Origin of the sequence: Bradyrhizobium sp. 26S5, from assembly GCF_036923295.1 — a bacterium.
Classification (GTDB): Bacteria; Pseudomonadota; Alphaproteobacteria; order Rhizobiales; family Xanthobacteraceae; genus Bradyrhizobium; species Bradyrhizobium septentrionale.
Genome location: NZ_CP145948.1, coordinates 575,398 through 597,106, shown reverse-complemented (window position 1 = coordinate 597,106; position 21,709 = coordinate 575,398). Strand labels below are relative to the sequence as shown.

Here is a 21,709-nt window from a genome sequence, read left to right as displayed (position 1 = left end):
GCAACTCGCACCTCCTGGTGGATGGAGCCCCTCACCCCAACCCTCTCCCCGTGAAGAACGGGGCGAGGGAGATCAGTGCACCGTGCCCGGCGCCTGCGGTGCGGCTTGCGGCAGCGCGACCTTGCCCTTCTTCGCCTTGCGCCAGTTCTCGAACGTCTGCACCACGACGAAGAATGCCGGCACGAACAGCACGGCGAGGCAGGTCGAGGCGATCATGCCGGAGAACACGGTGATGCCGATCGACTTGCGGGCGTTGGCGCCGGCGCCGGTCGCGAGCACCAGTGGCAGCACGCCGAGGATGAAGGCGAACGACGTCATCAGGATCGGCCGGAACCGGGCGCGCGCCGCATCGATCGCCGAATCCAGGACCGACCGCCCGTCGCGTAGATGGTGCTCGAGCGCGACCTCGACGATCAGGATCGCGTTCTTGGCCGACAGCGCGATCAACAGGATGATGCCGATCTGGGTGTAGAGATTGTTCTCGATCCGCAGGCTGAGCAGCACCAGCGTCGGGCCGAGCAACGACAGCGGCACGGCCAGGATCACCGAGATCGGTGCGTACCAGCTCTCATATTGTCCTGCGAGCACGAGGTAGACCAGTAACAGCGCCAGCGCGAACACATAGTAGATCTGGCCGCCGACCTCCTTCTCCTGGTACGACATCGCCGTCCATTCGAAGCCCGAACCCGGCGGCAGCGTCTTTGCCGCGATCTCCTCCATCAGCGTCATCGACTGGCCGGACGAATAGCCCTGCGCCGGCAGACCGATGATGGTGGCGGACGGATAGAGGTTGTAGAGGCTGATCAGCGACGGCCCGACCGACGGCGTGATCTTCGCCACCGTGCCGAGCGGGATCATGTCTCCATTGCTGTTGCGCACCATCATGTTCTCGATGTCGCGCAGCGACAGGCGGTACTGCGCCTCGGCCTGGGTATAGACCTGGAACGTGCGGCCGAACTTGGTGAACTGATTGACGTAGCTGGCGCCAAGATAGGTCGACAGCGCTGCGAAGATCTGGTCGGGGGTGACGTGCAGGATCTGCGTCTTGACCCGATCGACCTCGACGTCGAACTGCGGCACCATTGAACGGAACGACGACTGGACGCGTTGCAGCGCGCTCTGGGTCTGGGCATTGGCGACGATCGCCCCGGTGACCGCCTGCAGCTTGCCGTAATCGGCATTGCCGTCACGCAGCTCGACCTGCATGGCGAAGCCGGCGGCGTTGCCGATGCCCTGGATCGGCGGCGGCGGGATCACCAGGATGCGCGCCTCCGGGATCACCGCGAGCTTGTCGTTGAGACCATAGACCAGCGAACGCAGATCTTCGCCCGGCCCGCGGGCACTCCAGTCCTTCAGGATCAGATAGGCGACGCCGGCATTGGCGAGGCTCGAGGAGTTGTCGAGTGCGGAGATGCCGGCGATCGAGACCACCTGGTCGACACCCGGCGTCTTGCCGGCAATCTCCGTGACCTGGTCGAGCACCTGCTGGGTACGGTCGAGCGCTGAGCCGTCGGGCAATTGCACCGCGGCGAGCAGATAGCCCTGGTCCTCGATCGGGATGAATCCGGTCGGCACCCGCGACAGGCCGTAGCCGGCGAGCCCGATGATAACAAGCGCGACCGCGACCGAGGTCTTGGCATGCCCGGCAATGCCGCCGACCAGCCTTGCATAGCCACGCTCCAGCCGGTCATAGACCGCGTTGAAGCCGCGATAGAAGAAGTTGCGCTGCTCGGGCGGCGCGGGCGGACGCAGCCACAGCGCGCACTGCGTCGGCTTCAACGTCGCGGCATTGACCGCGCTGAGCAGCGCGGTGGCGGCGATCACCAGCGCGAACTGCGCGTACATCCGCCCGGTCAGCCCCGGCAGGAACGCCGCCGGCAAGAACACCGAGATCAGCACCAGCGTGATGCCGACGATCGGCGCGAACAATTCGTCCATCGCCTTGATCGCAGCGTCGTGGCCCGACATGCCGCGCTCGATATTGTGCGCCGCGCCCTCGACCACGACGATGGCGTCGTCGACCACGATGCCGATCGCCAGCACGATCGCAAACAGCGTCGAGAGGTTGATGGTGAAGCCGAGCGCGGCCATGCCTGCGAACGCGCCGATGATCGTGACCGGCACGGTGGTCGCCGGCACCAGCATCGCTCGCCAGTCCTGCAGGAAGATCAGGATCACGACCAGCACCAGCAAGCCGGCCTCGATCAGGGTCTTGTAGACCTCCTCGATCGAGGCGTTGACGAATTTGGTGGTGTCGAACGGCGTGTCGTATTGGATGTCCTGCGGGAACTGCTTGGCCAGCTCCGCCATCTTCTTCTCGACCGCCTTCTCGACCTGCAGCGCATTGGCGCCCGGCGACTGGAACACGCCGATGCCGGTCGCCGGCTTCTGGTTCAGCGAAAAGATCTGGCTGTAGGTCTGCGCGCCAAGCTCGACCCAGCCGACGTCGCGGACGCGGGTGACGTCGCCGACAGTGCCTGTCTTGACGATGATGTCCTCGAACTGGCTCTTGTCGTCGAGGCGGCCGTTGACGTTCAGCGTGTACTGGAACGCCTGCCCCGCCGGCGTCGGTGGCGCGCCGACCTGGCCGGCGGTGACCTGCTGGCTCTGCTGCTGGATCGCCTGGATGACGTCCTGCGGCACCAGCCCGCGGACCTGCAGCCTGTTCGGATCGAGCCAGACCCGCATCGAATACTGGCCGGCGCCGAACACCGTGACGTTGCCGACGCCTGATAGCCGAGACAGCTCGTCGCGGATGTTGATGGTGGCGAAGTTCGACAGAAACAGGCTGTCGTAGGTCCTGTTCGGCGAGGTCAGGGTCACGAAGAGAAGAATCGAGGTCGACTTCTTCTGCACCGTGACGCCCTGGTTCTGCACCGCGGACGGCAGCTGCGCCAGCGCCGAGGAGACGCGGTTCTGCACCAGCACCTGCGCGAAGTTGAGATCGGTGCCGATCTTGAAGGTCACCGTCAGCGTGTAGGTGCCGTCGGCGCCGCTGTAGGACTGCATGTACAGCATGTCCTCGACGCCGTTGACCTGCTGCTCGATCGGCAGCGCCACGGTGTCGACCACCGTCTTGGCCGATGCGCCGGGATAGCGCGTCGTCACCTGCACCGTCGGCGGTACCACGTCGGGATACTGTGCGACCGCGAGATTGTACAGCGCCACGCCGCCAAGCAGGATCATCAGGATCGCGATGACGTTGGAAAGGACCGGGCGCTCGATGAAGAATTTCGAGATCATGGCTCGCCCCTATTTGGCCGGTGCCGGCGCCGCGTCGCCCTTCTGCACCTGCGGATCGACCTTCTGCCCGGGGATCGCGCGCAGCAGCCCGGCGGTCACGACGCGATCGTCTGCCTTCAGCCCGCTTTCGATGACGCGCAGCCCTCCGTCGAGCGGCCCGGTGGTCACCTTGCGCTGCTCGACCACATTGTCGGCGTTGACCACCAGCACGTAGCGGCCGGCCTGATCGCTGCCGATCGCGACGTCAGGCACCAGCAGCGCGTTCTCCTGCTTGGTGAACGGCACGCGAACCCGGACGTAGAAGCCCGGCAGCAGCACGCGATCCGGATTGGGTATCAAGCCACGGACGGGCAGCGTTCCGGTCGACTGATTGACGGTCGGCGAGACGTAATCGAGCTTGCCCTTGTGCGGATAGCCGGTCTCGGTCTGCAGGCCGACCTCGACCGGCAGCTGTCTGATGTCGTTGACCGTCATGCCGAGGCGGCGCGCCTCGTCGCGCACCCGCTGCACGTCCTGTTCGCTGACGTTGAAATTCACATAGATCGGGTCGAGCTGCACGATGGTGGCAAGCTGGGTGGGCGACGCCACACCGACCAGTTCGCCGACCGAGACCAGATGGTTGCTGACGATGCCGTCGAACGGCGCCGCCACATTGGTGTAGCCGTAATTGACCGCGGCGATCTTGGTATTGACCTGGGCCTGCTGCAGACTGGCCTGCGCGTTGTCCCGCACCGAGGTCGAGCTATCCAGCGTCGACTGCGAGACCGCCTGGCGCTGCACCAGATCCGTCTGCCGCTTGAAGTCGGCGTCGGCCTGCTTCAGCGTCGCCTGTGCGCCGACTTCGGCCGCCTGCGCCTGCTCCAGTTTCAGCTTGTAGGTCTCCGGCTCGATCGTGAACAGGGTGGTGCCGTCCTTGACCTGAGCGCCGTCCTGATAATTGATCGACTGCAGGAAGCCTTGCACGCGCGCGACCAGATCGACGGTCTTGATCGGCGCGGTGTTTCCGGTGGCGTCCAGATAGCGCGTGATGGCGCGCTGCACCGGCGGCGCAACCTCGACCTTGGGTGGCGGAGGCGCAACAAAACTGTTTTGCTCGCAGGCACTTAAACTGACAAAGGCGGATATGACGAAAGCCGAACGCGTCAGTGGCGCGTTTCGCAGCCGCACAAAATTGCTCCGCATGAAATGTGCCGATGCGCGCGCATGCCTCATTTCCGAGCCTCAATTCAAATGACTTAATTCAAGGATAGAGATGTCGAAGCGAGCAAAAAAAACAGCCTGGTTCTTTCATAGCAACAATCCGCTTGCAGCGGAACTCGAAACCGAAAATGATGCCGCTCGCGAAGGTTGTTAGAGCAAGACTTTTCAGAACGCAGTTCAGTTGAGCCGGAGGCTTCCGGCGCGACGAGAGGATTTAGTCAGATGATCAATGCGTTGACACGAGCAACGAAGCTATCCGCATGGCTTGCGCTTGCGGCACTGATGAGCACCGCACCGGCGATGTCGCAGGCGCCGAGCCAGGCGCAGCGCGACGCCATCAAGTCACAATGCCGCAATGATTATATCGCGCACTGCTCCAGCGTTCCGCCAGGCGGCGAAGCGTCGCTGCAATGTCTGCAGAAGAACATGGCAAGCCTCGCACCGGGTTGCGCCAGCGCCGTGAAGGCCGTGGAAGCGCCGGCCGCGGCGCCAAAGGCGGATACCGCGCCCGCGGCAGCCAAGACCGATGCAGCCAAGACCGACGCAGCTCCGGCGACGGCGGCCAAGCCCGCCGCTGAGGCGGCCGCACCGAAGGCGGCTGGGACGCCGTCCAATGCACAGATCTCGGCGATCCGCAGCGCGTGCCGCTCCGATTATCCCAAGGTCTGTGCGGGTGTGCCGACCGGCGGCGCGCCTGCGCTGCAATGCCTTGAGAAGAACAAGGCAAAACTCTCGCCGGCCTGCGAGAAGGCGGTGGCCGCCGCCGGCGGTGGCGCCGCGCCGGCCGCCGGCGCTGCTGCGACGACAGCTGCGCCGGCCGCGGCACCGGCGGCAACACCGACTGTGATCGTGCTGCGGCCGATGCGCCCGCGCGAAGAGCTGTTGGTGCTGCGCTCGGCCTGCGGCGCCGACGTCCGCTCGATCTGCGGCGGCGTCCAACCCGGCGGCGGTCGGATCCTGCAATGCCTGGCGACCAATGCCGGCTCGCTCTCGCCGGAATGCCGCGACGTGCTGGCGCCGTTCGCGGCGCGGTAATCCTGTTGTCACGAGACTGACCGCAAAGGGAGCCAACGATGCTGCGTATTGTCCTGACTGCCGCACTGCTCTGCGGCACGACCGCCGTCTACGCCCAGGAGCTGACCAACGCCCAACGCGACGCCTGCATGGGCGACTACGAGAAGTTCTGCAAGAGCGTGACGCCCGGCGGCGGGCGCATCATCGCCTGTCTCGCCAAGCAGAGCGACAAGCTGACGCCGGCCTGCAAGAAGGTGCTGGCGGAGGCGGAAAAGAAGTAGCCGCGCAGGCGGTGAGACGACATGTGCCCGGCGATTGCCGGTCACGGAGCCGTAGCACCTTGTTGATCAATCACAGGCCAATCAAGCCTCACCCCGGGAGAGGGAATATTATGCGGTTCATTTTTGCTGATCGCTGCGGCCCTTTTGTCCTTTGCCGCGACCATGACCTTTGAATCCTCCGACGCCAGCGCGGTGGTTTGCGCCCGCGGCGTCTATCGCGCCGGATGCGCCGGCGCGCGCGGCGCCGTCGTTGTCCGCAACCCCGTCGTCGCCGGCTGCCGCTGGGTATGGGTCGGCGGCGTGAAGGTCCGCCGCTGCTACTGAGCCTTTCAGCGCCAACAGGATAGTCGCCTCGCGCATTTTCCCTCTGGCGTTCCCGCCGGAGGGAGATTAGTGTGGAGCAAATAGTAAGTACACTGTCAATCTGGGAGGCAGACGTTGCGGATCGCCGTGATCGGCGGAGGGCCCGGCGGGCTCTATTTCGCCTATCTCTGGAAGAAGCGTCACCCTGACGCCGAGATCGAACTGTTCGAGCAGAACGCCGCCGGCGCCACCTGGGGCTTCGGCGTGGTGTTCTCCGAGCAGGCGCTGGACTTCCTGCGCGCCGACGACCCCGAGACGGTCGACGCCATCGCGCCGCGGATGGAGAGCTGGAAGAACATCACCCTCAACCTGCGCGGCGAGAGCGTCGAGATCGACGGCGTCGGGTTTTCCTCGATCGGCCGGCTGGAACTGCTGACGATCCTGCAGCAGCGCGTGCGCAGCGTCGGGATCACGCCGCGCTTCGACACCGTGGTGCAATCGGTCGAGGAGCTCAGGGGTTACGACCTGATCGTTGCCGCCGACGGGCTGAACTCGATGGTCCGCCGCGGCTTCGAGACCGCGTTCGGCGCGTCGGTCTCGCATTCGACCAACAAATTCGCCTGGTACGGCACCACCAAAACCTTTGCGACACTGTCGCAGACCTTTGTGGCAACCGAGCGCGGCAGCTTCAACGCCCATCATTACCGCTACGCCAGGGACATGAGCACCTTCCTGGTCGAGTGCGACGCGGCGACCTGGGCGGCCTACGGCTTTGCCGACAAGAGCATCGAAGAATCGCAGGCGATCTGCGAGCAAGTGTTTGCCGAAACGCTGGACGGCCACCGGCTGATCTCGAACAAATCGGTGTGGCGCAATTTTCCGTGGATCTGGAACGAGCGCTGGTCGCACGGCAACGTGGTGTTGATCGGCGACGCGCTGCATTCGGCACATTTTTCGATCGGCTCGGGCACGCGGCTTGCGATCGAGGACGCGATCGCGCTGACCAAGGCGCTGGAGACCGAGGCCGACATCGCCGCCGCGCTTGGGCGCTACGAGAGCGAGCGCAAGCCGATCGTGAAGAAGCTCGTCACCGCGGCGCGGACCAGCGCCGACTGGTACGAGCATTTCCCCGCGCATATGAAGCGCGACCTGATGGACTTCGCCTACAGCTACATCACCCGCTCCGGCCGGATCGACGACGCGCGGCTGCGCGCGATGTCGCCCGGCTTCATGGCCCGCTATGAAGCCGCAAAGGGACACTCATGACAGGGATCGCCGACCAGGTTCCGCTGGACAATCCCGGTGCGCGCGAGATCGGCTTTGCGATACCCGAGCACTACAATGCGAGCCGCATCCTGTTCGACAATCTCGGCAATGGCAACGCTGAACGCCTGGCGCTGATCGGTCCCGCCGGGACGCGGACCTATCGCGAGCTCTGCACTGAGGCGGCGCGCTGGGGCCACGCCTTCAAATCGCTCGGACTGACGCGCGGCGACCGCGTGCTGCTGTTCCTCGACGACACGCCGGCCTACCCGGCCGCATTCTTCGGCGCGGTGCGCGCCGGCTTCGTGCCGCTGCTGATCAACACGCTGACGACATCAGAGCTGCTGCAGTTCTATCTGTCCGACGGCGGCGCGCAGGTGGCGGTGACGGATGCCGAATTCTGCACGCGCTTCAACGCGGAGGCCTGCAAGGACACGCCGCTGCGCACGCTGATTGTGGTCAACGGCGCTGCCGGCGAGCATGCCGTGCCTGAGATGCGCAACGCCGGCGACTGGCTGCAGGCGTTTCCGGGCGAGCTCGACGAGGCCGATACGCAGCGCAACGAGATGGCGTTCTGGATGTATTCGTCGGGCTCGACCGGCCGTCCCAAGGGTATCGTGCATCTGCAGCACGACATGGCCTATAGCGAGCTCGCCTTTGCCCGCAACGTGCTGAAGCTTTCGCCCGGCGATATCTGCTTCTCGGTGCCGAAGATCTTCTTCGCCTATGGCTTCGGCAATTCGATCACGTTTCCTTTCTCGGTCGGCGCCGCGACGCTGCTGCTGCCGGGCCAGCCGAAGCCGGCGGCGATCTTCGCAGCCATCGCGCAGTATCGGCCGACCGTGTTCTTCGGCCTGCCGACGCTCTACATCTCGCTGACCAAGGCCGAAGGCGCGGACGCTGCCGATTTCTCCTCGCTGCGGATGGCGGTCTCGGCCGCGGAGGTGCTGTCGGCCGATGTCTTCAACGGCTGGAAAGAGCTCACCGGGCTCGAGATCATCGAGGGCCTCGGCTCGACCGAGGTGCTGCACATCTATCTCTGCAACCGCGCGGAAAAGAAAAGGCTCGGCGCCGCCGGCCTGCGCGTGCCCGGCTACGAGATCATGCTGTGCGACAGCGACGGCCGCGAGGTCGGCGACAATGAGGAAGGCATTTTGTGGGTACGCGGCGATTCCGCGACCCCGCTGTACTGGAACCGGCCGGACAAGACCGCCGAGACCGTGCGCGAGGACGGCTGGATCTACACTGGCGACCGCTTTGTCCGCGACGGCGACGGCTTCCACTTCTTCCGCGGCCGCGCCGACGATCTGATCAAGATCTCCGGCCAGTGGGTCTATCCGCTCGAGGTCGAGCTCTGCCTCGCCGATCACCCCGACGTCCGCGAATGTGCCGTCTACGCCGCCGAACTGCCGGACCGCCGCATGACGCTGTGCGCCGTGGTTGTGATGAACAAGGGCGGCTTCGATACCGATGAGGCAACCCGGCGGCTGCAGGATTACGTCAAGGCGAAGCTGCTGCCATACAAATATCCGCGCGAGGTGAAGTTCATCGACGAGCTGCCGAAGACCGGCACGGGGAAGATCGACCGGCAGGCGGTGATGCGGATGTGAGGGCCGCGACGCCACCACTTGCTCGCTGTCGTCCCGGCGAAGGCCGGGACCCATAACCACCAATGCTTATTGATGCATTGCACTGTGGCCCCAGCGTGCAACCTCATAGACATTCGTGGTTATGGGTCCCGGATCGCGCTCGCTTGTCCGGGACGACGACGGGGGAGCTAGCTACCCAGCCCTGTCCCGCCATACAGCCACGCAATATCGTCGCACCACTGCTGTTGCGACTTCGCGCTCATGATCGCGTTGCGGATGCGGGCGTGTTCGCCGGCGGGATGGTAGACGTGCTCGCCGATCGCGCGTGACATCAGCTGCACGCGCGCGGTGCGCGGGAAGCGCCTGATACGATAGGCATCGAGTGCCGCCGCCTGATCATCGTGATAGGCCAGCATGTGCGACAGGCAGACTGCGTCCTCCATCGCCTGGCAGGCGCCTTGCGCGAAATATTGCAGCATCGGATGCGCGGCATCGCCGAGCAGCACGACGCGGCCGTCGATCCAGCGCTCATCGGGATCGCGGTCGCACAGCACCCAGAGCTTCCAGTTGGTGCCGTGGCGGATGATGTTCTGCGCACGCTCGTGGACGTGGGTAAAACCCCTCATCACCTCGTCCTCGGAGACCGGCTTTCCGGCGACCGGCTCCGGCGCGTCATTGTGGTAGGTGACGACGAGGTTGAACACCTTCCAGCCTGACAGCGGATAATGCACGATGTGGCATTTCGGGCCGGCCCACAGTGTGGCCGCGTTCCAGCGCAGATCCTCCGGCATCTGCTCCGTCGGGATCACGGAGCGATAGGTGGTGTGGCCGGAGACGCGCGGCGGTCCGTCTGATGTCACCTGCTTGCGGATATTCGACCACAGTCCGTCGGCGCCGATCAGGAGACGTCCGGTAATGCGCTCGCCACTGGCGAGTTTTGCAGTCACCGATGAACCATCCTGTTCGTAGCCGACAACCTCGCTGGAGACGCGGAGCTCGATCAGCTCGTGGTTCTGGCAGGCGCGCAGGAACACGCCATGCAGATCGCCGCGATGCACCACCGCATAGGGATTGCCGAACCGCGCCCGAAAACTGTCGCCAAGATCGATATGGGTGATCTCGTCGGCGGTCAGCGCATCCATCAGCCGCAGCTGGTCGATATAGACGGCCATGTTGCGCGCGGCTTCGCCGACGCCGAGATAGTCGAAGGCGTGGAACGCATTCGGCCCGAGCTGGATGCCGGCGCCGATCTCGCCGAGTGCTGCGGCCTTCTCCAGCAGGATCGAGCGGATGCCCTTCTGCGCGAGGCCCAGCGCCACGGCGAGACCGCCGATGCCGCCGCCCGCGATCAGGACCGGCTTGCTGTCTGCCATCAGCCCGACCTCCCCAGATGTTCGAGCGCGTCCTCGGCGCGCAGCGGTACCCGCGAGGACTCGTTGTTGAGGTCGACGAGTTGCGTCAGCAGCGCCAGCAGCGTCTTGCGATCGGCCGGCTTCAGCGGCTGCAGCATCCGCGCCTGCGCCTTGTCGACCGAAGGCATGATGTCGTTGAGCACGGCGGCGCCGGCCCTGGTGAGATAGAGCAGCTTGACGCGCTTGTCCTCGGGCGACGGCTTGCGGGCGATGAACTCCTTGGCCTGCAGCCGCTCGATCACATTGCCGAGCGTGGAGCGGTCGAACGCGATCACCGCGGAGAGCCGGGTGGCGTCGATGCCGGGATGGGTCGAGATCGTCACCAGCGCGGCGTACTGCACCGGCGTCAAGTCGAACGCCTTGCACTCCTCGATGAACAACGCGACCGCGATCTGCTGCATCCGTCGAAACAGATAGCCGGGCGCGGTGTAGACCGCGTCCATGGTGACGGGCGTTGGCTTGCTATTCGGCATCGGGTTGCTTGTCCGGGGCGGCGTCGGCAAACGCCTTGACCTGTTTCGCCGCGGCCTCTGCCTTGAGCAGGCGCGGATAAGCGGCGAGCTCGACGCCGAAGCGCCGCGCATTGGCAAGCTGCGGCACCAGGCAGAGATCGGCCAGGGTCGGCTGGTCGCCGAAGCAGAACGGTCCCGCCTCTTGCGCGATCAGGGTCTCGCACGCCGACAGACCCTCGCGATTGGCCCAGGCCGCCCACTCCGTCACCTGCGCCTCCGGCAGGCCGAGCTGACGCAGCCGCGCCAGCACCTTCAGGTTCTGCACCGGGTGGGTGTCGCAGGCGATCGCCTGCGCGAACGCCCGCACCTTGGCACGCCGCAGCGGATCGTTTGGCAAGAGCGGCGGATTGGGATGGGTCTCGTCGAGCCATTCGATGATCGCGAGCGACTGGGTGAGGATCGCGCCGGCGTCATCCTCCAGCGTCGGCACCAGCCCCTGCGGGTTGATCGCGAGGTAGGCCGGCGCGCATTGCTCGCCCTTGCGCAGATGATGCGGCAGATGCTCCGGCGTGAGCCCCTTCAAATTGAGGGCGATTCGCACCCGATAGGACGCGCTGCTCCGGAAATAGCCATGCAGCTTCATCGGAACCTCCCTTGCATTTCGTCATTGGCTTGTTTCATTGACGCTAGCCATATTGTCAGTATACTGTCAATTAAATTGAACCGACAAGAATGATGGGAGGCTTGCCATGGAAGCCGTGCAGAAAACCCCGGAGCGCGAGGCATTCTACAGGAAGATCGACGGCCAAAACCTCTCGGCACTGTGGAACGTGATGAACGATCTGATCACGCCGGAGCCGAAGAGCGCCTGCCGCCCTCACCTCTGGAAATTCGACCAGATCCGCGACTACATGAACGAGGCCGGCAGGCTGATCACGGCCAAGGAAGCCGAGCGGCGCGTGCTGGTGCTGGAAAATCCCGGCCTGCGCGGCCAGTCCAAAATCACGACCTCGCTGTTCGCCGGCGTGCAGATGGTGGTGCCGGGCGACATCGCCCCCGCCCATCGTCACGCGCAGTCAGCGCTGCGCTTCGTGCTCGAGGGCAAGGGCGCCTTCACCGCCGTCGATGGCGAGCGCACCGCGATGGCGCCGGGCGATTTCGTCATCACGCCGTCGATGACCTGGCACGACCATTCCAACGAAACCAGCGAGCCGATGTTCTGGCTCGACGGGCTCGACATTCCGATGGTGCAGTTCTTCGATTGCTCGTTCGCCGAAGGCGCCAAGGAAGATCAGCAGTCGATCTCGAAACCAGCCGGCGCGAGCTTCGCGCGCTACGGCCACAATCTGCTGCCTGTTGACCAGAAGCGGACCTCGAAGACCTCGCCGATCTTCAACTACCCCTATGAATACACCCGCGAGGCGCTGGAGAAGGCCAAGGGCAGCGACGAATGGGACGCCTGCCACGGCCTGAAGCTGAAATTCTCCAATCCCGAGACCGGTGATTTTGCGATGCCGACCATCGGCACCTTCATCCAGCTGCTGCCGAAGGGTTTCAAGACCGCGCGCTATCGCGCGACCGACGCGACCGTGTTCGCCGCGATCGAGGGCAAGGGCCGCACACGGATCGGCGACCAGACCTTCGAGTGGGGCCCGCGCGACCTGTTCGTGGTGCCGAGCTGGCACTGGGTCACCCACGAGGCCGATGCCGACTCCGTGCTGTTCTCGTTCTCCGACCGCCCGGTGCAGCAGAAGCTCGACCTGTTCCGCGAGGACAGGGGGAACGCGTAACACCCGTCGTCCCGGGCAAGCGAAGCGCGACCCGGGACCCATAACCACAGGGCTCGGTTGTTCGAAGGCGCTGGGGCTGCATTCGTCTCCGACAACCATGCCCGGTGGTTATGGGTCCCGGCTTTCGCCGGGACGACACCGGGTGTGTGGCGAACGGCGCGGCTTTCACCGCCAGTGCAGCAGCCGTGTCTCCAGCCAGTTGATCAGCTTCCCCACCGCTAGCCCGAACAGCGACAGGATCACGACGCCGGCGAGCAGCTGATCGGTCTGCATCAGATTGCCGGCCTGCAGCACGAAGGCGCCGATGCCGTATTGCGCGCCGATCATCTCGGCGCTGACGACCAGCAGCAGCGCAACCGATGCGGTGATGCGGAAGCCGGCGAGGATCGAGGGCAGCGCGCCCGGCCAGATCACGCGGCGGACGATGGCGTGGAACGGCACGTTGAAGCTTTGCGCCATCCGGATCAGATTGCGCGGCACTGCATCGACGCCGCTATAGACCGAGATCGCGGTCGAGAAGAACACACCGAGCGCAATGGTCGCGATCTTCGGCTCCTCGCCGATCCCGAGCCACAGGATCAGGAGCGGCAGCAGTGCGATCTTCGGGATCGGGAACAGCGCCGAGATGAAGGTGATGCCGACACCGCGTGCCAGGGTCGACAGCCCGATCGCGAAACCAACGATGACGCCGGCGACCGTGCCGATGATCCAGCCGGTGCCGATCCGCATGATTGACCAGGACAAATGCTGCCACAGCGCGCCCGACATCGCGAGCTTGGTGATCGCAACCGCGATCGCCGACGGCGCCGGCAGGAACAGCGGATTGACCAATCCTGCGCTGCCCGCGAGTTGCCAGACCGCGATCACAAGCGCGAGCGCGATCCAGCCGGCATAGCGGCTGCCGCCCGGGGTAAAGCCGGCACCGCGAAACGCGACCGGCCGTGTTGCTTCCGCCGACTGATCGTTCGTCTCCTGCGGCGCGCGGTCAAGCATGCTGAACCTCGCGCTCGGCATCGATCGCCTCTTTCCGGATCAGCGACCACAGCTCCCCTTGAAGGGCGGCCAGCGGCCCGCGCGCATCCACAGCACCGCGTTCGGCGCGCGTCATCGGAATGGTCACGATCTCCCTGATGCGGCCGGGGCGGCGTGACAGCACGACGACGCGGTCGGCGAGCCGCACAGCTTCCTCAAGGTTATGCGTGACATAGACCGCGCCCATCGTGCCGTCGGCAAGCAGGCCTACGAAATCCTCCATCAGGAGCTCGCGGGTCTGCGAATCCAGCGCCGACAGCGGCTCGTCCATCAGCAGGATCGCCGGTCGGACAGCGAGCGCACGCGCTATGCCGACGCGCTGACGCATGCCGCCGGACAGCTGCTTCGGGTAGGCCGCGCGAAAATCCGTTAAGCCCGTGCGGCGCAGCGCGTCGTCGATCACTGCATCGCGCTCGCCGGCGCTCAGGGGCGTGTGCAACAGCGGAAAGGCGACGTTCTCCTCGACCGTATTCCAAGGTAACAGCGCAAAATCCTGGAACACGAAGGTCAGCGGATTAAGGCTGCCGGCCGGCGGCGCGCCGCGCAGCTCGGCGGCGCCCGCGGATGGCCGCAGCAGCCCACCGAGGATCGACAGCAGCGTGCTCTTGCCGCAGCCGGACGGACCGACGATCGCAACGATCTCGCCGGCCGAGACCTGGAAGGAGACATCATCGAGCACGTCGAGCGCGCCGAAGCGATGGCTGATATGGTCGGCGATCAGGTCCATGTTAGAGGCTCATTATCTGATCCGTCACCCTGAGGAGCCGCGCAGCGGCGTCTCGAAGGGTCGACGGCCCGGATGCAGCTCGGCCGTGCATCCCTTCGAGACGCGCGCAAGTGCGCGCTCATCAGGATGACGGGTGGACTATGGTGCACGCGGCTCGACATCAATCCGCCTTCACATAGTCCTTGGCGATGATCGCGCCGGCATCAAAGCCCTTGTCGACAAAACCCTGCGCCTGCAGCCATTTGATCTGGTTGTCGACGTTCTTCACGTCGAGCTTGCCGTCGGGATCGATATAGGCGCAGTTGCCGACCACCTGCCCGACCGGCAGGTTGGTGTATTTGGCGATGATCTCGAGCAGCGGCCTCGTCTTGTCGTTGATCGGCACCACGCCGTCCTTGATCGCTGTGAGGATCACGTCGTGATATTCGTGGTCGGCACGGGTGAGCGCGGTGAGCAGCCGGGTCACCAGCGGTGCGTTGGTCAGCGTCTTCGGCGAAGCGAAGATGGCGCCGAGCTGCCACGGCGTCTCGTCGCCGACCCAGCCGAGAAACTTCGCGCCGTTGGAATCCATCAGCGTCCGCGCGGTCGAGACCGGCAGCAGCGCCGCATCGACCGTCTCGCCCTTCAGCGCCGCCGCGGCGTTCGACAGCGACTGCAGCGGCACGACCTTCACGTCGGACAGCTTGAAGCCGTATTTGTCCGCGAGCAGGCCGAGCGAATAATGGAAGCTGGAGCCGACCTGGGTCACCGCCACGCGCTTGCCCGCCAGATCCTTCGGCGTCTTGAGGCCGCCAGCATAGGCGTTGTTGCTGGCGAAATAGCCGATCAGGGGATAGCCGGCCTTCTCGCGGCTCATGCCGCCGATCACCTTCAGCGTGCCCTTGCCGGCGAGGTTATAGAGGCCCGCGGTGAACGCGGTGATGCCGAAATCGATGTCGCCCGAGGTGGTCGCAACCGCGATCGGCTGCGCCGCATCGAAGAATTTCAGCTCGACGTCGAGGCCGGCGTCGCGGAAATAGCCCTTGTCCTGCGCGATGAACACCGGTGCGGATGACGACAGGCGCAAGACGCCGATCTTCGCCTTGAGGAGATCATCGGCCTGCGCGATGCCGCTCGCGGCCCAGACCAGCAGACCCGCGAGTGCGAGCCGCGTCCAACCCTTCATTGCCGTCCTCCGCCTAAAGTCCTTCGGGCACGGCCTGATCGCGGCCGATGAACGCGCCCTGCTTGCCGAGCAGTTGTTGCAACTTTTCGACGGAAATGTCGCGCGGAATCGTGTTGCCCGACAGCGCCAGCGCAGCCGCGGTTCCCGCCGCCTCGCCCATCACAAAGCAGGCACCGGAGACGCGCGCGGCCGACTGCCCTTCATGGGTCATCGAGGCGCAACGGCCGGCAACCAGGAGATTGTCGACACCCTCAGGCACCAGCATGCGGTACGGCAACTCGTTGTAGCCGCGGCTCTCCGGGATCGGCGGAAATTCGAAGATCACGTCGCCCGGAACATGCGACTCCTTCGGCCAGCCATTGACGCCGATCGAATCCTCGAACGAGGCGCAGCCCAGCACGTCTTCGCCTGATAGCATGTAACCGCCGATCACGCGCCGCGTCTCGCGGATGCCGAGCTGCGGCGGCAGATCGACGATGTAGGAGTTCTCGAAGCCGGGCACCGTGCGCAGGAACGCGAAGGCCTCGACCGCCTGGCGGCGGCCCTCGATCTCGCCGCGCGTCATGTCATCGGGGTCGATGCCCGAGATGGCGCCGCCGTCACTCCGCGTCACCTGCGTGAAATTCACCCGCCATTCGATCTGCGATTTCTGCGGCCGCACGATCGCCGACTTGCGCGGGAATTTATGCGTGCCGGCGGCCTCGGCCTCCGCCATCAGCGCCGGGATCGTGCGCCACGCGTCGCCCGCTTTCGCCGGATCGATGCCGTTGAGGCGGAACATCATCGAGGGGTAGAGCATGCCGCCTTGGTTGTCGCCGACTTCATAGGGCGCGCCCGCCCACACCGCGAGATCGCCGTCGCCGGAACAGTCGATGAAGATGCCGGCCAGCACCGCTTGCCGGCCGGCCTTGGTTTCCACCATTAGCGCGCGAATCCGCGCGCCGTCCATCACAACGCCGGCACCGAGTGCGTGGAACAGGATGTCGACCTTGTGATGCGCCAGCAGATCGTCCGCCGCGATCTTGTAGGCGGCGGTGTCATACGCCTGCGCAAGGATCTTGCTGAGGATCAGATGCGGCGCGTTCAACCCGCCGAGACGGTCGATCCGCGCCAGCAAGTCGGAGGCGATGCCCTGCACCACGCGGTGCATCTCGCCGAAGATGTTGGCGTGCAGTCCGCAGAAGTTGGTCACGCCCGCCGCGGTGCCCATGCCGCCGAGAAATCCGTAGCGTTCAATCAGCAGCGTCCGCCGTCCGGCACGTGCCGCGCCGACGGCCGCCGCGATGCCGGCCGGTCCGCCGCCGAGCACCACCACGTCATATTCGCCATAGAGGGGGACCTGCCGCGCAGGTTCTTCGATCGTGCTCGCTCGCATCATTTCCGCCCTGAACAAAGTTGATTGGGCCAACTATGAATTGATGCGGATTGCAGTACAATCCACCAAATTATGTAATCAGCTTTCGCGAATCGAGAAAGGCAAAGGGAGAAAAAGGTAAGAGCGGATGGATACGCTTGTTAACCTCGAGGCCTTCCTCGCCACCGCCGACGCCGGCGGCTTCTCCGCCGCTGCGCGCAAGCTCAACGTCGCAACGTCAGTCGTCGCCAAGCGCGTCACCCAGCTAGAGGAACGGATCGGCACCGCGCTGTTCCATCGTTCGACCCGCCAGTTGCGGCTGACCGAGGCCGGGCAGCAATATGTCCATCGCGCCCGCGGCGTGGTTGCCGATGTCGGCGATCTCTTGTCTCGGATGGGCGAGAAGCAGCGCGATCTCACCGATCACCTCCGCGTCAAGGCACCGACATCGCTGACGGTGGCGCGGCTCGCCGATGCTTTCACGATCTTCCAGAAGCAAAACCGCAGCGTGAAGCTCGAGATCGTGATGATCGACCGTCCGGTCGATCCGGTGACCGAGGGTTTTGATATCGCGATCGGCGCCTTCCCGCATTCGTTCGGCGGCGGCGTCGACGAGCCGTTGTGCCGGCTGCCGCGGCTGTTGTGCGCCTCGCCTGTGTATCTGAAGAAGCACGGCACACCGAAGCATCCGCGCGACCTGGTCGATCATCGCTGCCTCAGCTTCCTGCCGACCGGGCCGGAATGGCCGTTCGAGGGGCCGCGTGGCCGCATCAATATCCAGGTGCGCCCGATTCTCTCGTCGAACGAGGGCCGTGTGCTGACGCAAAGCGCGATCGCCGGCAACGGCATCGCCCTGCTCTCGCACTATCTGGTCGCGGACGCGCTGCGCGACGGCGTCCTGCAGCCGGTGCTCACTGAGTTTCCGATCCCGGAACTGTGGGTGAAGGCCGCCGTTCCGGAACGCCGCATCAATGCCGCCGCCGTGCAGGCGCTGCTAAGGACATTGAAAAAAATGCTGTCGCAATCGCTGTGATCCGACGACAGCCTTGCCCCTCGCACGCGGACCTGAGACAAGACCACGAAAGGATCGCCCGCTTGAAACTCCTGATCTCGGTTTCGCTCGGCCTCATCATCGTCGCTGGGCCCGCGGCGGCGATCGAGACCTGCCGCTTCATCGAGGCCAAGGCGGAACGCGAGGCCTGCTACCACCGCCAGGAGCAGGAACTGGCGGCCCGGCGCAAGCCCGAAGCGCCTGTGACGCGGTCGAGCGAATCGAAGACATTCGATCAGCTGCAACAGATGCGCCGCGACGACGCGGAGGTCTACCGGAGCATGCGCGGCATCTGCAACGGCTGCTGAACGAAACAGAGAGACTTACGCCGTGCCACCGCCCCATCGCCCCGCGCGCTTCTCGGCGAAGGACGCGAGCCCTTCGGCCGCCTCGGCGGTCTGCCGCTTGGCCGAATGCAGATGGACGAGACGCTTGTAGGCGTCGTCGTCCACGCCCATGCCGCCGAACGAGCTTTCCATCGCGAGCTTCTTAGTCTCGGCCATCGCATCCGGTGCGTTGCCGAGCAGCTGCTCCACGACCTTGGCGCCGGCGCTTTCGAGATCGGCGAGCGGCACCACCTCATGCACGAGGCCGATGCGGCGCGCATCCTCGGCGCCGAAGCGTTCGCCGGTCAGCGCGTAGCGGCGCACCTGGCGCACGCCGATGGCGTCGCAGAGCTGCGGGATGATGATCGCCGCGGTCAGGCCCCAGCGCACCTCGGTGATCGAGAACAACGCGTTATCAGCCGCGATCACGATGTCGCAGGCCGAGATCACGCCGGTGCCGCCGCCGAAGCAGCCGCCCTGCACCAGTGCGACCGTCGGGACCGGCAGCGTGTTGAGGCGCTGCACCGCCTCGAACGTGGCGCGCGACGCCACCTCGTTCTCCTCTGATGATTTCGGCCGCACGCCGTTGATCCATTTCAGGTCGGCGCCGGCCTGGAAATGCTTGCCATTGCCCTTGAGCACGACAACGCGCACCGGCTTGGTCGAGAGATCGTCGATCGCGGCCAGCACGCCCGCAATCAGCGCGCCGTCATAGGCATTGTTGACCTCGGGGCGATTCAGCGTGACGGTCGCGACCCCGCGCGCATCGAGGCTCCACAGGACTGGGCTGGCCGACATGATTTTTCTCCCTCGTTCGGCATTGCTCTTGCCTTGTACTAGCCTCGCACTATGGCGAGCGGAGATGCCTTGATCCATCACTTTCAAGCGCGCGCGACCGCGCCACGCGCATGACGGGTTGCGCGATGCCCCGCGCTTGTGGAAACTGACGCGGCACGTTTGCAAGGAATTGTTCCACTCATGCGTATTTGCATTTTCGGCGCGGGCGCCGTCGGCAGCCATTTCGCGGTCCGGCTGGCACGCGCCGGTCACGACGTGTCCTGCGTGATGCGCGGGCCGCATCTCGACGCGGTCAGGGCCAACGGATTGACGCTCGAGGTCGGCGGCACCAGGCTCACCGCAAAGGTGAAGGCGTCGGCCGATCCCGCCGAGCTGGGTCCGCAGGACGTCGTCATCTGCACGTTGAAGGCCACCGGCATCGGCGCGCTCGCGACCGGGCTCCCGCCGTTGCTTCAACGCGACGCCGCCATCGTGTTCGCGCAGAACGGCATTCCCTGGTGGTACGATCTCGGCCTGCCGCCACAGCATCCCGCCATCCCCGATCTCGGCTTCCTCGACCCCGGCGGGCGGCTGCGCAGCGCCATCCCGAAGCAACGGATCATTGGCGGCGTGATCTTCTCGTCCAACGAGGTGATCGCGCCCGGCGTGGCGGCAAACCTGTCGCCGGATCGCAACCGCCTTTTGATCGGCGAGTGCGACGACCGTCAGAGCGAGCGCATTGCCACTCTGCGCGCGGCGCTGAATGAAGCCTCGATCGAATCGCCCGAGGTCACGGAAATCCGCGAGACGATCTGGTCGAAGCTGCTCACCAACATGTCGATGTCGGTGCTGTGCCTGTTGACCGGACTGACCGCGCGTGCCGTCCGCGACGATCCTGTCATGCAGGACGTGATCCCGCGCCTGCTCGACGAGGCCAATGCGGTGGCGACTCGCTATCTCCCTGCGGTCAAGCGCGTCACCCGCAGCGGGCCGGCGCCCGACCACAAGCCCTCGATCCTGCAGGATTACGAGCTCGGCCGCGCCATGGAGATCGACGTGCTGGTGCGCGCCCCGGCGGCGTTTGCCCGCGCCGCTGATCTCTCGACCCCGATGCTCGACCTGATGGCCGCGCTCGCGATCCAGAAGGCGCGTGACAAGGACCTGTACCAGGGCTGACAATCCGCCCCACCACGATCACAAGCAGGAACATCGAACCATGCACGTCAAGAACAAGGTCTGTGTCGTCACCGGCGGTGCGAGCGGGATCGGCGAAGGGGTGGCGCGGGCCTATGCGGAGGCCGGCGCCCGCGGCGTCGTGGTCGCCGATCTCAAGACCTCGCGCGACCGGCTCGCCAATGTCGCCGGCGATATCGACGGGCTTGCGGTCACCGCTGATGTCGGGCTCGAAGAGGACATCAAGGCGCTGATCGCCGCGGCCGAGGACAAATATGGTCCGGTCGACGTGTTCTTCTCCAATGCCGGATTGTCGCGCAAGGGACAGGAAGCCGCGACCGATGCCGATTGGGACGTGAGCTGGCGGGTGCATGTGATGAGTCACGTGTTCGCGGCGCGTGTGCTGGTGCCCGGCATGCTGGCGCGCGGCTCCGGCTATCTCATCAACACCGCATCGGCCGCGGGGCTATTGGCCTCGCTGAACTCGATGCCTTACGGTGTGACCAAGAGCGCCGCGGTCGCGCTCGCCGAGCATCTCGCCATCCAGTATGGCGATCGCGGCATCCGCATCTCCGTGCTCTGTCCGCAATCGGTGCAGACAGGCATGACGACGCCGGGCCCGAGCGCGGCGCGCGTCGACGGCGTGCTGCAGCCGGGCGAAGTCGCGCGCATGGTGATCGAGGCGATGGCCGAAGAGCGCTTCCTGATTCTCTCGCATCCGCAGGTGCAGGAATACATGCAGCGCAAAGCCACCAACCGCGAGCGCTGGCTCTCCGGCATGCGCCGGCTGCGCGACCGGATCTATGGCGGTGCGACGTCAGGCTGACGGCGGCGCGAACTTCCCCAACGGCCCGGAATAGACCTTCGCCGCGGGCGAGGCGTAGGCGCCGCGGCGTGACGTCGTGAGCTTGAGACCGGCGAGCGCCTCCGCCTGCTTCACCGCGGCGGCGACGCCATCGACCACCGGCACACCGAATTGCATCGACAGCTCATGTGCAAGATCGGCCATGCCGGCACAGCCGAGCACGATGGCGTCGGCGCCCTTCTCCAGCGCCCGCGCAATCTCCGCCTGCAGCTTTGGTTTTGCGCCAGAGCCCGGCTTCTCGAGATCGAGCACTGCGACGTCGCAGGCCGTGACCGCAGCGCGATCGGCAAAGCCGTAGCGGCGGACCAGCTCTTCCAGCGGCACGATCGAGCGCGGCAGCGCGGTGACGATGCCGATGCGTTTGGCGATCTGTCCGGCCGTGACCAGCGCCGCTTCGCAGATGCCGACCACGGGGTAGCGCGCTGCCGACCGCGCGGCATCCAACCCGGTGTCGTCGAAGCAGGCGATGATGCCGACGTCCGCATCGGGCGTCTTCAACAGCGCCTCGATCAGGCCGGGAACGGCAAACGCCTCGTCGTAGAAGCCCTCGATCGAGGCCGGCCCCATCGACGAGGTGACCGCCACGATCTCGGTGCCGGATGCGGCAACCGCCTGCGCGGCGGTGGCGATGGTCGCGGTCATCGACGCGGTGGTGTTGGGATTGACGATCAGGATCTTGGTCATGGGTTACG

General features: G+C 65.4%; 21 protein-coding genes. 10 read left to right on the top strand and 11 right to left on the bottom strand.

All coding sequences use genetic code 11. The features are described from left to right. Positions 1-72: 72 nt before the first annotated feature. Positions 73-3,243, bottom strand: coding sequence for an efflux RND transporter permease subunit (locus V5279_RS02725; protein WP_338694879.1), 3,171 nt, complete (start codon positions 3,241-3,243; stop codon positions 73-75). 9 nt (positions 3,244-3,252) lie between these two features. Continuing rightward, a complete protein-coding gene (locus tag V5279_RS02720) occupies positions 3,253-4,425 on the bottom strand; it encodes an efflux RND transporter periplasmic adaptor subunit (RefSeq protein ID WP_338701812.1) in 1,173 nt (390 codons plus the stop codon). 240 nt (positions 4,426-4,665) lie between these two features. Between V5279_RS02720 and V5279_RS02715 the strand changes: the two genes are divergently transcribed. The 5 genes from V5279_RS02715 to V5279_RS02695 all read left to right on the top strand — a co-directional run bounded on the left by V5279_RS02715 (position 4,666) and on the right by V5279_RS02695 (position 8,914). Further along, the gene (locus V5279_RS02715; protein ID WP_166299249.1) at positions 4,666-5,478 is read left to right on the top strand and encodes a cysteine rich repeat-containing protein; all 813 of its coding nucleotides are present in this window, start codon (positions 4,666-4,668) and stop codon (positions 5,476-5,478) included. 38 nt (positions 5,479-5,516) lie between these two features. Beyond that, positions 5,517-5,738 carry a cysteine rich repeat-containing protein gene (locus V5279_RS02710; RefSeq protein WP_029083209.1) on the top strand — a complete coding sequence of 74 codons (222 nt, stop codon included), beginning with the start codon at positions 5,517-5,519 and terminating at the stop codon, positions 5,736-5,738. Between the two features lie 162 nt (positions 5,739-5,900). After that, positions 5,901-6,062: a hypothetical protein gene (locus V5279_RS02705; protein ID WP_338694873.1), complete on the top strand. Its 162-nt coding sequence runs from the start codon at positions 5,901-5,903 to the stop codon at positions 6,060-6,062. Between the two features lie 114 nt (positions 6,063-6,176). After that, the gene (locus tag V5279_RS02700) at positions 6,177-7,307 is read left to right on the top strand and encodes an FAD-dependent monooxygenase (RefSeq protein WP_338694871.1); all 1,131 of its coding nucleotides are present in this window, start codon (positions 6,177-6,179) and stop codon (positions 7,305-7,307) included. Beyond that, positions 7,304-8,914 (top strand): benzoate-CoA ligase family protein, encoded by a 1,611-nt coding sequence (locus V5279_RS02695; protein ID WP_338694869.1) that lies wholly within the window; start codon positions 7,304-7,306, stop codon positions 8,912-8,914. Before V5279_RS02700 ends, V5279_RS02695 begins: the two co-directional genes overlap by 4 nt. Positions 8,915-9,081: 167 nt before the next feature. Here the strand turns inward: V5279_RS02695 and V5279_RS02690 are convergent, their stop codons facing one another. Genes V5279_RS02690 through maiA form a run of 3 tightly spaced genes read right to left on the bottom strand, consistent with a single transcriptional unit; the run spans position 9,082 to position 11,400 of the window. Next, positions 9,082-10,266: a 3-hydroxybenzoate 6-monooxygenase gene (locus V5279_RS02690; RefSeq protein ID WP_338694867.1), complete on the bottom strand. Its 1,185-nt coding sequence runs from the start codon at positions 10,264-10,266 to the stop codon at positions 9,082-9,084. Then, on the bottom strand, positions 10,266-10,778 hold the full coding sequence (locus V5279_RS02685; RefSeq protein WP_338694865.1) for a MarR family transcriptional regulator: 513 nt from the start codon (positions 10,776-10,778) through the stop codon (positions 10,266-10,268). Before V5279_RS02685 ends, V5279_RS02690 begins: the two co-directional genes overlap by 1 nt. Then, positions 10,768-11,400, bottom strand: a complete 633-nt coding sequence (maiA, locus tag V5279_RS02680) for a maleylacetoacetate isomerase (protein ID WP_338694863.1) — start codon at positions 11,398-11,400, stop codon at positions 10,768-10,770. The genes V5279_RS02685 and maiA overlap by 11 nt, the downstream gene beginning before the upstream one ends. Before the next feature lie 106 nt (positions 11,401-11,506). Here maiA and gtdA point away from each other — a divergent pair, with 106 nt between their 5' ends. After that, a complete protein-coding gene (gene gtdA, locus V5279_RS02675; RefSeq protein ID WP_338694861.1) occupies positions 11,507-12,547 on the top strand; it encodes a gentisate 1,2-dioxygenase in 1,041 nt (346 codons plus the stop codon). 165 nt (positions 12,548-12,712) lie between these two features. On the opposite strand, the gene V5279_RS02670 is transcribed toward gtdA, so the two are convergent. The 4 genes from V5279_RS02670 to V5279_RS02655 all read right to left on the bottom strand — a co-directional run bounded on the left by V5279_RS02670 (position 12,713) and on the right by V5279_RS02655 (position 16,846). Further along, complete coding sequence (locus V5279_RS02670; protein ID WP_338694859.1) at positions 12,713-13,540, bottom strand: ABC transporter permease; 828 nt, start codon at positions 13,538-13,540, stop codon at positions 12,713-12,715. Then, positions 13,533-14,306, bottom strand: a complete 774-nt coding sequence (locus V5279_RS02665; RefSeq protein ID WP_338694857.1) for an ABC transporter ATP-binding protein — start codon at positions 14,304-14,306, stop codon at positions 13,533-13,535. The genes V5279_RS02670 and V5279_RS02665 overlap by 8 nt, the downstream gene beginning before the upstream one ends. Before the next feature lie 160 nt (positions 14,307-14,466). Beyond that, positions 14,467-15,471: an ABC transporter substrate-binding protein gene (locus V5279_RS02660; RefSeq protein ID WP_338694855.1), complete on the bottom strand. Its 1,005-nt coding sequence runs from the start codon at positions 15,469-15,471 to the stop codon at positions 14,467-14,469. 13 nt (positions 15,472-15,484) lie between these two features. Continuing rightward, positions 15,485-16,846: an FAD-dependent oxidoreductase gene (locus V5279_RS02655; protein WP_338701810.1), complete on the bottom strand. Its 1,362-nt coding sequence runs from the start codon at positions 16,844-16,846 to the stop codon at positions 15,485-15,487. A 127-nt stretch (positions 16,847-16,973) separates the two neighbouring features. Here V5279_RS02655 and V5279_RS02650 point away from each other — a divergent pair, with 127 nt between their 5' ends. Together V5279_RS02650 and V5279_RS02645 are read left to right on the top strand one after the other, a co-directional pair. Beyond that, positions 16,974-17,858 (top strand): LysR family transcriptional regulator, encoded by an 885-nt coding sequence (locus tag V5279_RS02650; protein WP_338694853.1) that lies wholly within the window; start codon positions 16,974-16,976, stop codon positions 17,856-17,858. 62 nt (positions 17,859-17,920) lie between these two features. Continuing rightward, a complete protein-coding gene (locus V5279_RS02645; RefSeq protein ID WP_338694851.1) occupies positions 17,921-18,184 on the top strand; it encodes a hypothetical protein in 264 nt (87 codons plus the stop codon). 15 nt (positions 18,185-18,199) lie between these two features. Here the strand turns inward: V5279_RS02645 and V5279_RS02640 are convergent, their stop codons facing one another. Beyond that, positions 18,200-19,000 (bottom strand): enoyl-CoA hydratase-related protein, encoded by an 801-nt coding sequence (locus tag V5279_RS02640; protein ID WP_338694849.1) that lies wholly within the window; start codon positions 18,998-19,000, stop codon positions 18,200-18,202. A 180-nt stretch (positions 19,001-19,180) separates the two neighbouring features. Here V5279_RS02640 and V5279_RS02635 point away from each other — a divergent pair, with 180 nt between their 5' ends. After that, positions 19,181-20,155 (top strand): 2-dehydropantoate 2-reductase, encoded by a 975-nt coding sequence (locus V5279_RS02635; protein WP_338694847.1) that lies wholly within the window; start codon positions 19,181-19,183, stop codon positions 20,153-20,155. Between the two features lie 40 nt (positions 20,156-20,195). Further along, positions 20,196-20,978, top strand: a complete 783-nt coding sequence (locus V5279_RS02630; RefSeq protein WP_338694846.1) for an SDR family oxidoreductase — start codon at positions 20,196-20,198, stop codon at positions 20,976-20,978. Here the strand turns inward: V5279_RS02630 and V5279_RS02625 are convergent. Continuing rightward, complete coding sequence (locus V5279_RS02625; RefSeq protein ID WP_338694844.1) at positions 20,970-21,701, bottom strand: aspartate/glutamate racemase family protein; 732 nt, start codon at positions 21,699-21,701, stop codon at positions 20,970-20,972. The genes V5279_RS02630 and V5279_RS02625 overlap by 9 nt on opposite strands. Positions 21,702-21,709: the final 8 nt, after the last annotated feature.

Coding starts and splice junctions, on each gene's coding strand:
- V5279_RS02705 (WP_338694873.1), top strand. CDS start 5,901: ATGACCTTTGAATCCTCCGACGCCAGCGCGGTGGTTTGCGCCCGCGGC.
- V5279_RS02670 (WP_338694859.1), bottom strand. CDS start 13,540: ATGCTTGACCGCGCGCCGCAGGAGACGAACGATCAGTCGGCGGAAGCA.
- V5279_RS02690 (WP_338694867.1), bottom strand. CDS start 10,266: ATGGCAGACAGCAAGCCGGTCCTGATCGCGGGCGGCGGCATCGGCGGT.
- gtdA (WP_338694861.1), top strand. CDS start 11,507: ATGGAAGCCGTGCAGAAAACCCCGGAGCGCGAGGCATTCTACAGGAAG.
- V5279_RS02720 (WP_338701812.1), bottom strand. CDS start 4,425: ATGCGGAGCAATTTTGTGCGGCTGCGAAACGCGCCACTGACGCGTTCG.
- V5279_RS02650 (WP_338694853.1), top strand. CDS start 16,974: ATGGATACGCTTGTTAACCTCGAGGCCTTCCTCGCCACCGCCGACGCC.
- maiA (WP_338694863.1), bottom strand. CDS start 11,400: ATGAAGCTGCATGGCTATTTCCGGAGCAGCGCGTCCTATCGGGTGCGA.
- V5279_RS02630 (WP_338694846.1), top strand. CDS start 20,196: ATGCACGTCAAGAACAAGGTCTGTGTCGTCACCGGCGGTGCGAGCGGG.
- V5279_RS02665 (WP_338694857.1), bottom strand. CDS start 14,306: ATGGACCTGATCGCCGACCATATCAGCCATCGCTTCGGCGCGCTCGAC.
- V5279_RS02715 (WP_166299249.1), top strand. CDS start 4,666: ATGATCAATGCGTTGACACGAGCAACGAAGCTATCCGCATGGCTTGCG.
- V5279_RS02635 (WP_338694847.1), top strand. CDS start 19,181: ATGCGTATTTGCATTTTCGGCGCGGGCGCCGTCGGCAGCCATTTCGCG.
- V5279_RS02660 (WP_338694855.1), bottom strand. CDS start 15,471: ATGAAGGGTTGGACGCGGCTCGCACTCGCGGGTCTGCTGGTCTGGGCC.
- V5279_RS02685 (WP_338694865.1), bottom strand. CDS start 10,778: ATGCCGAATAGCAAGCCAACGCCCGTCACCATGGACGCGGTCTACACC.
- V5279_RS02695 (WP_338694869.1), top strand. CDS start 7,304: ATGACAGGGATCGCCGACCAGGTTCCGCTGGACAATCCCGGTGCGCGC.
- V5279_RS02710 (WP_029083209.1), top strand. CDS start 5,517: ATGCTGCGTATTGTCCTGACTGCCGCACTGCTCTGCGGCACGACCGCC.
- V5279_RS02640 (WP_338694849.1), bottom strand. CDS start 19,000: ATGTCGGCCAGCCCAGTCCTGTGGAGCCTCGATGCGCGCGGGGTCGCG.
- V5279_RS02725 (WP_338694879.1), bottom strand. CDS start 3,243: ATGATCTCGAAATTCTTCATCGAGCGCCCGGTCCTTTCCAACGTCATC.
- V5279_RS02625 (WP_338694844.1), bottom strand. CDS start 21,701: ATGACCAAGATCCTGATCGTCAATCCCAACACCACCGCGTCGATGACC.
- V5279_RS02655 (WP_338701810.1), bottom strand. CDS start 16,846: ATGCGAGCGAGCACGATCGAAGAACCTGCGCGGCAGGTCCCCCTCTAT.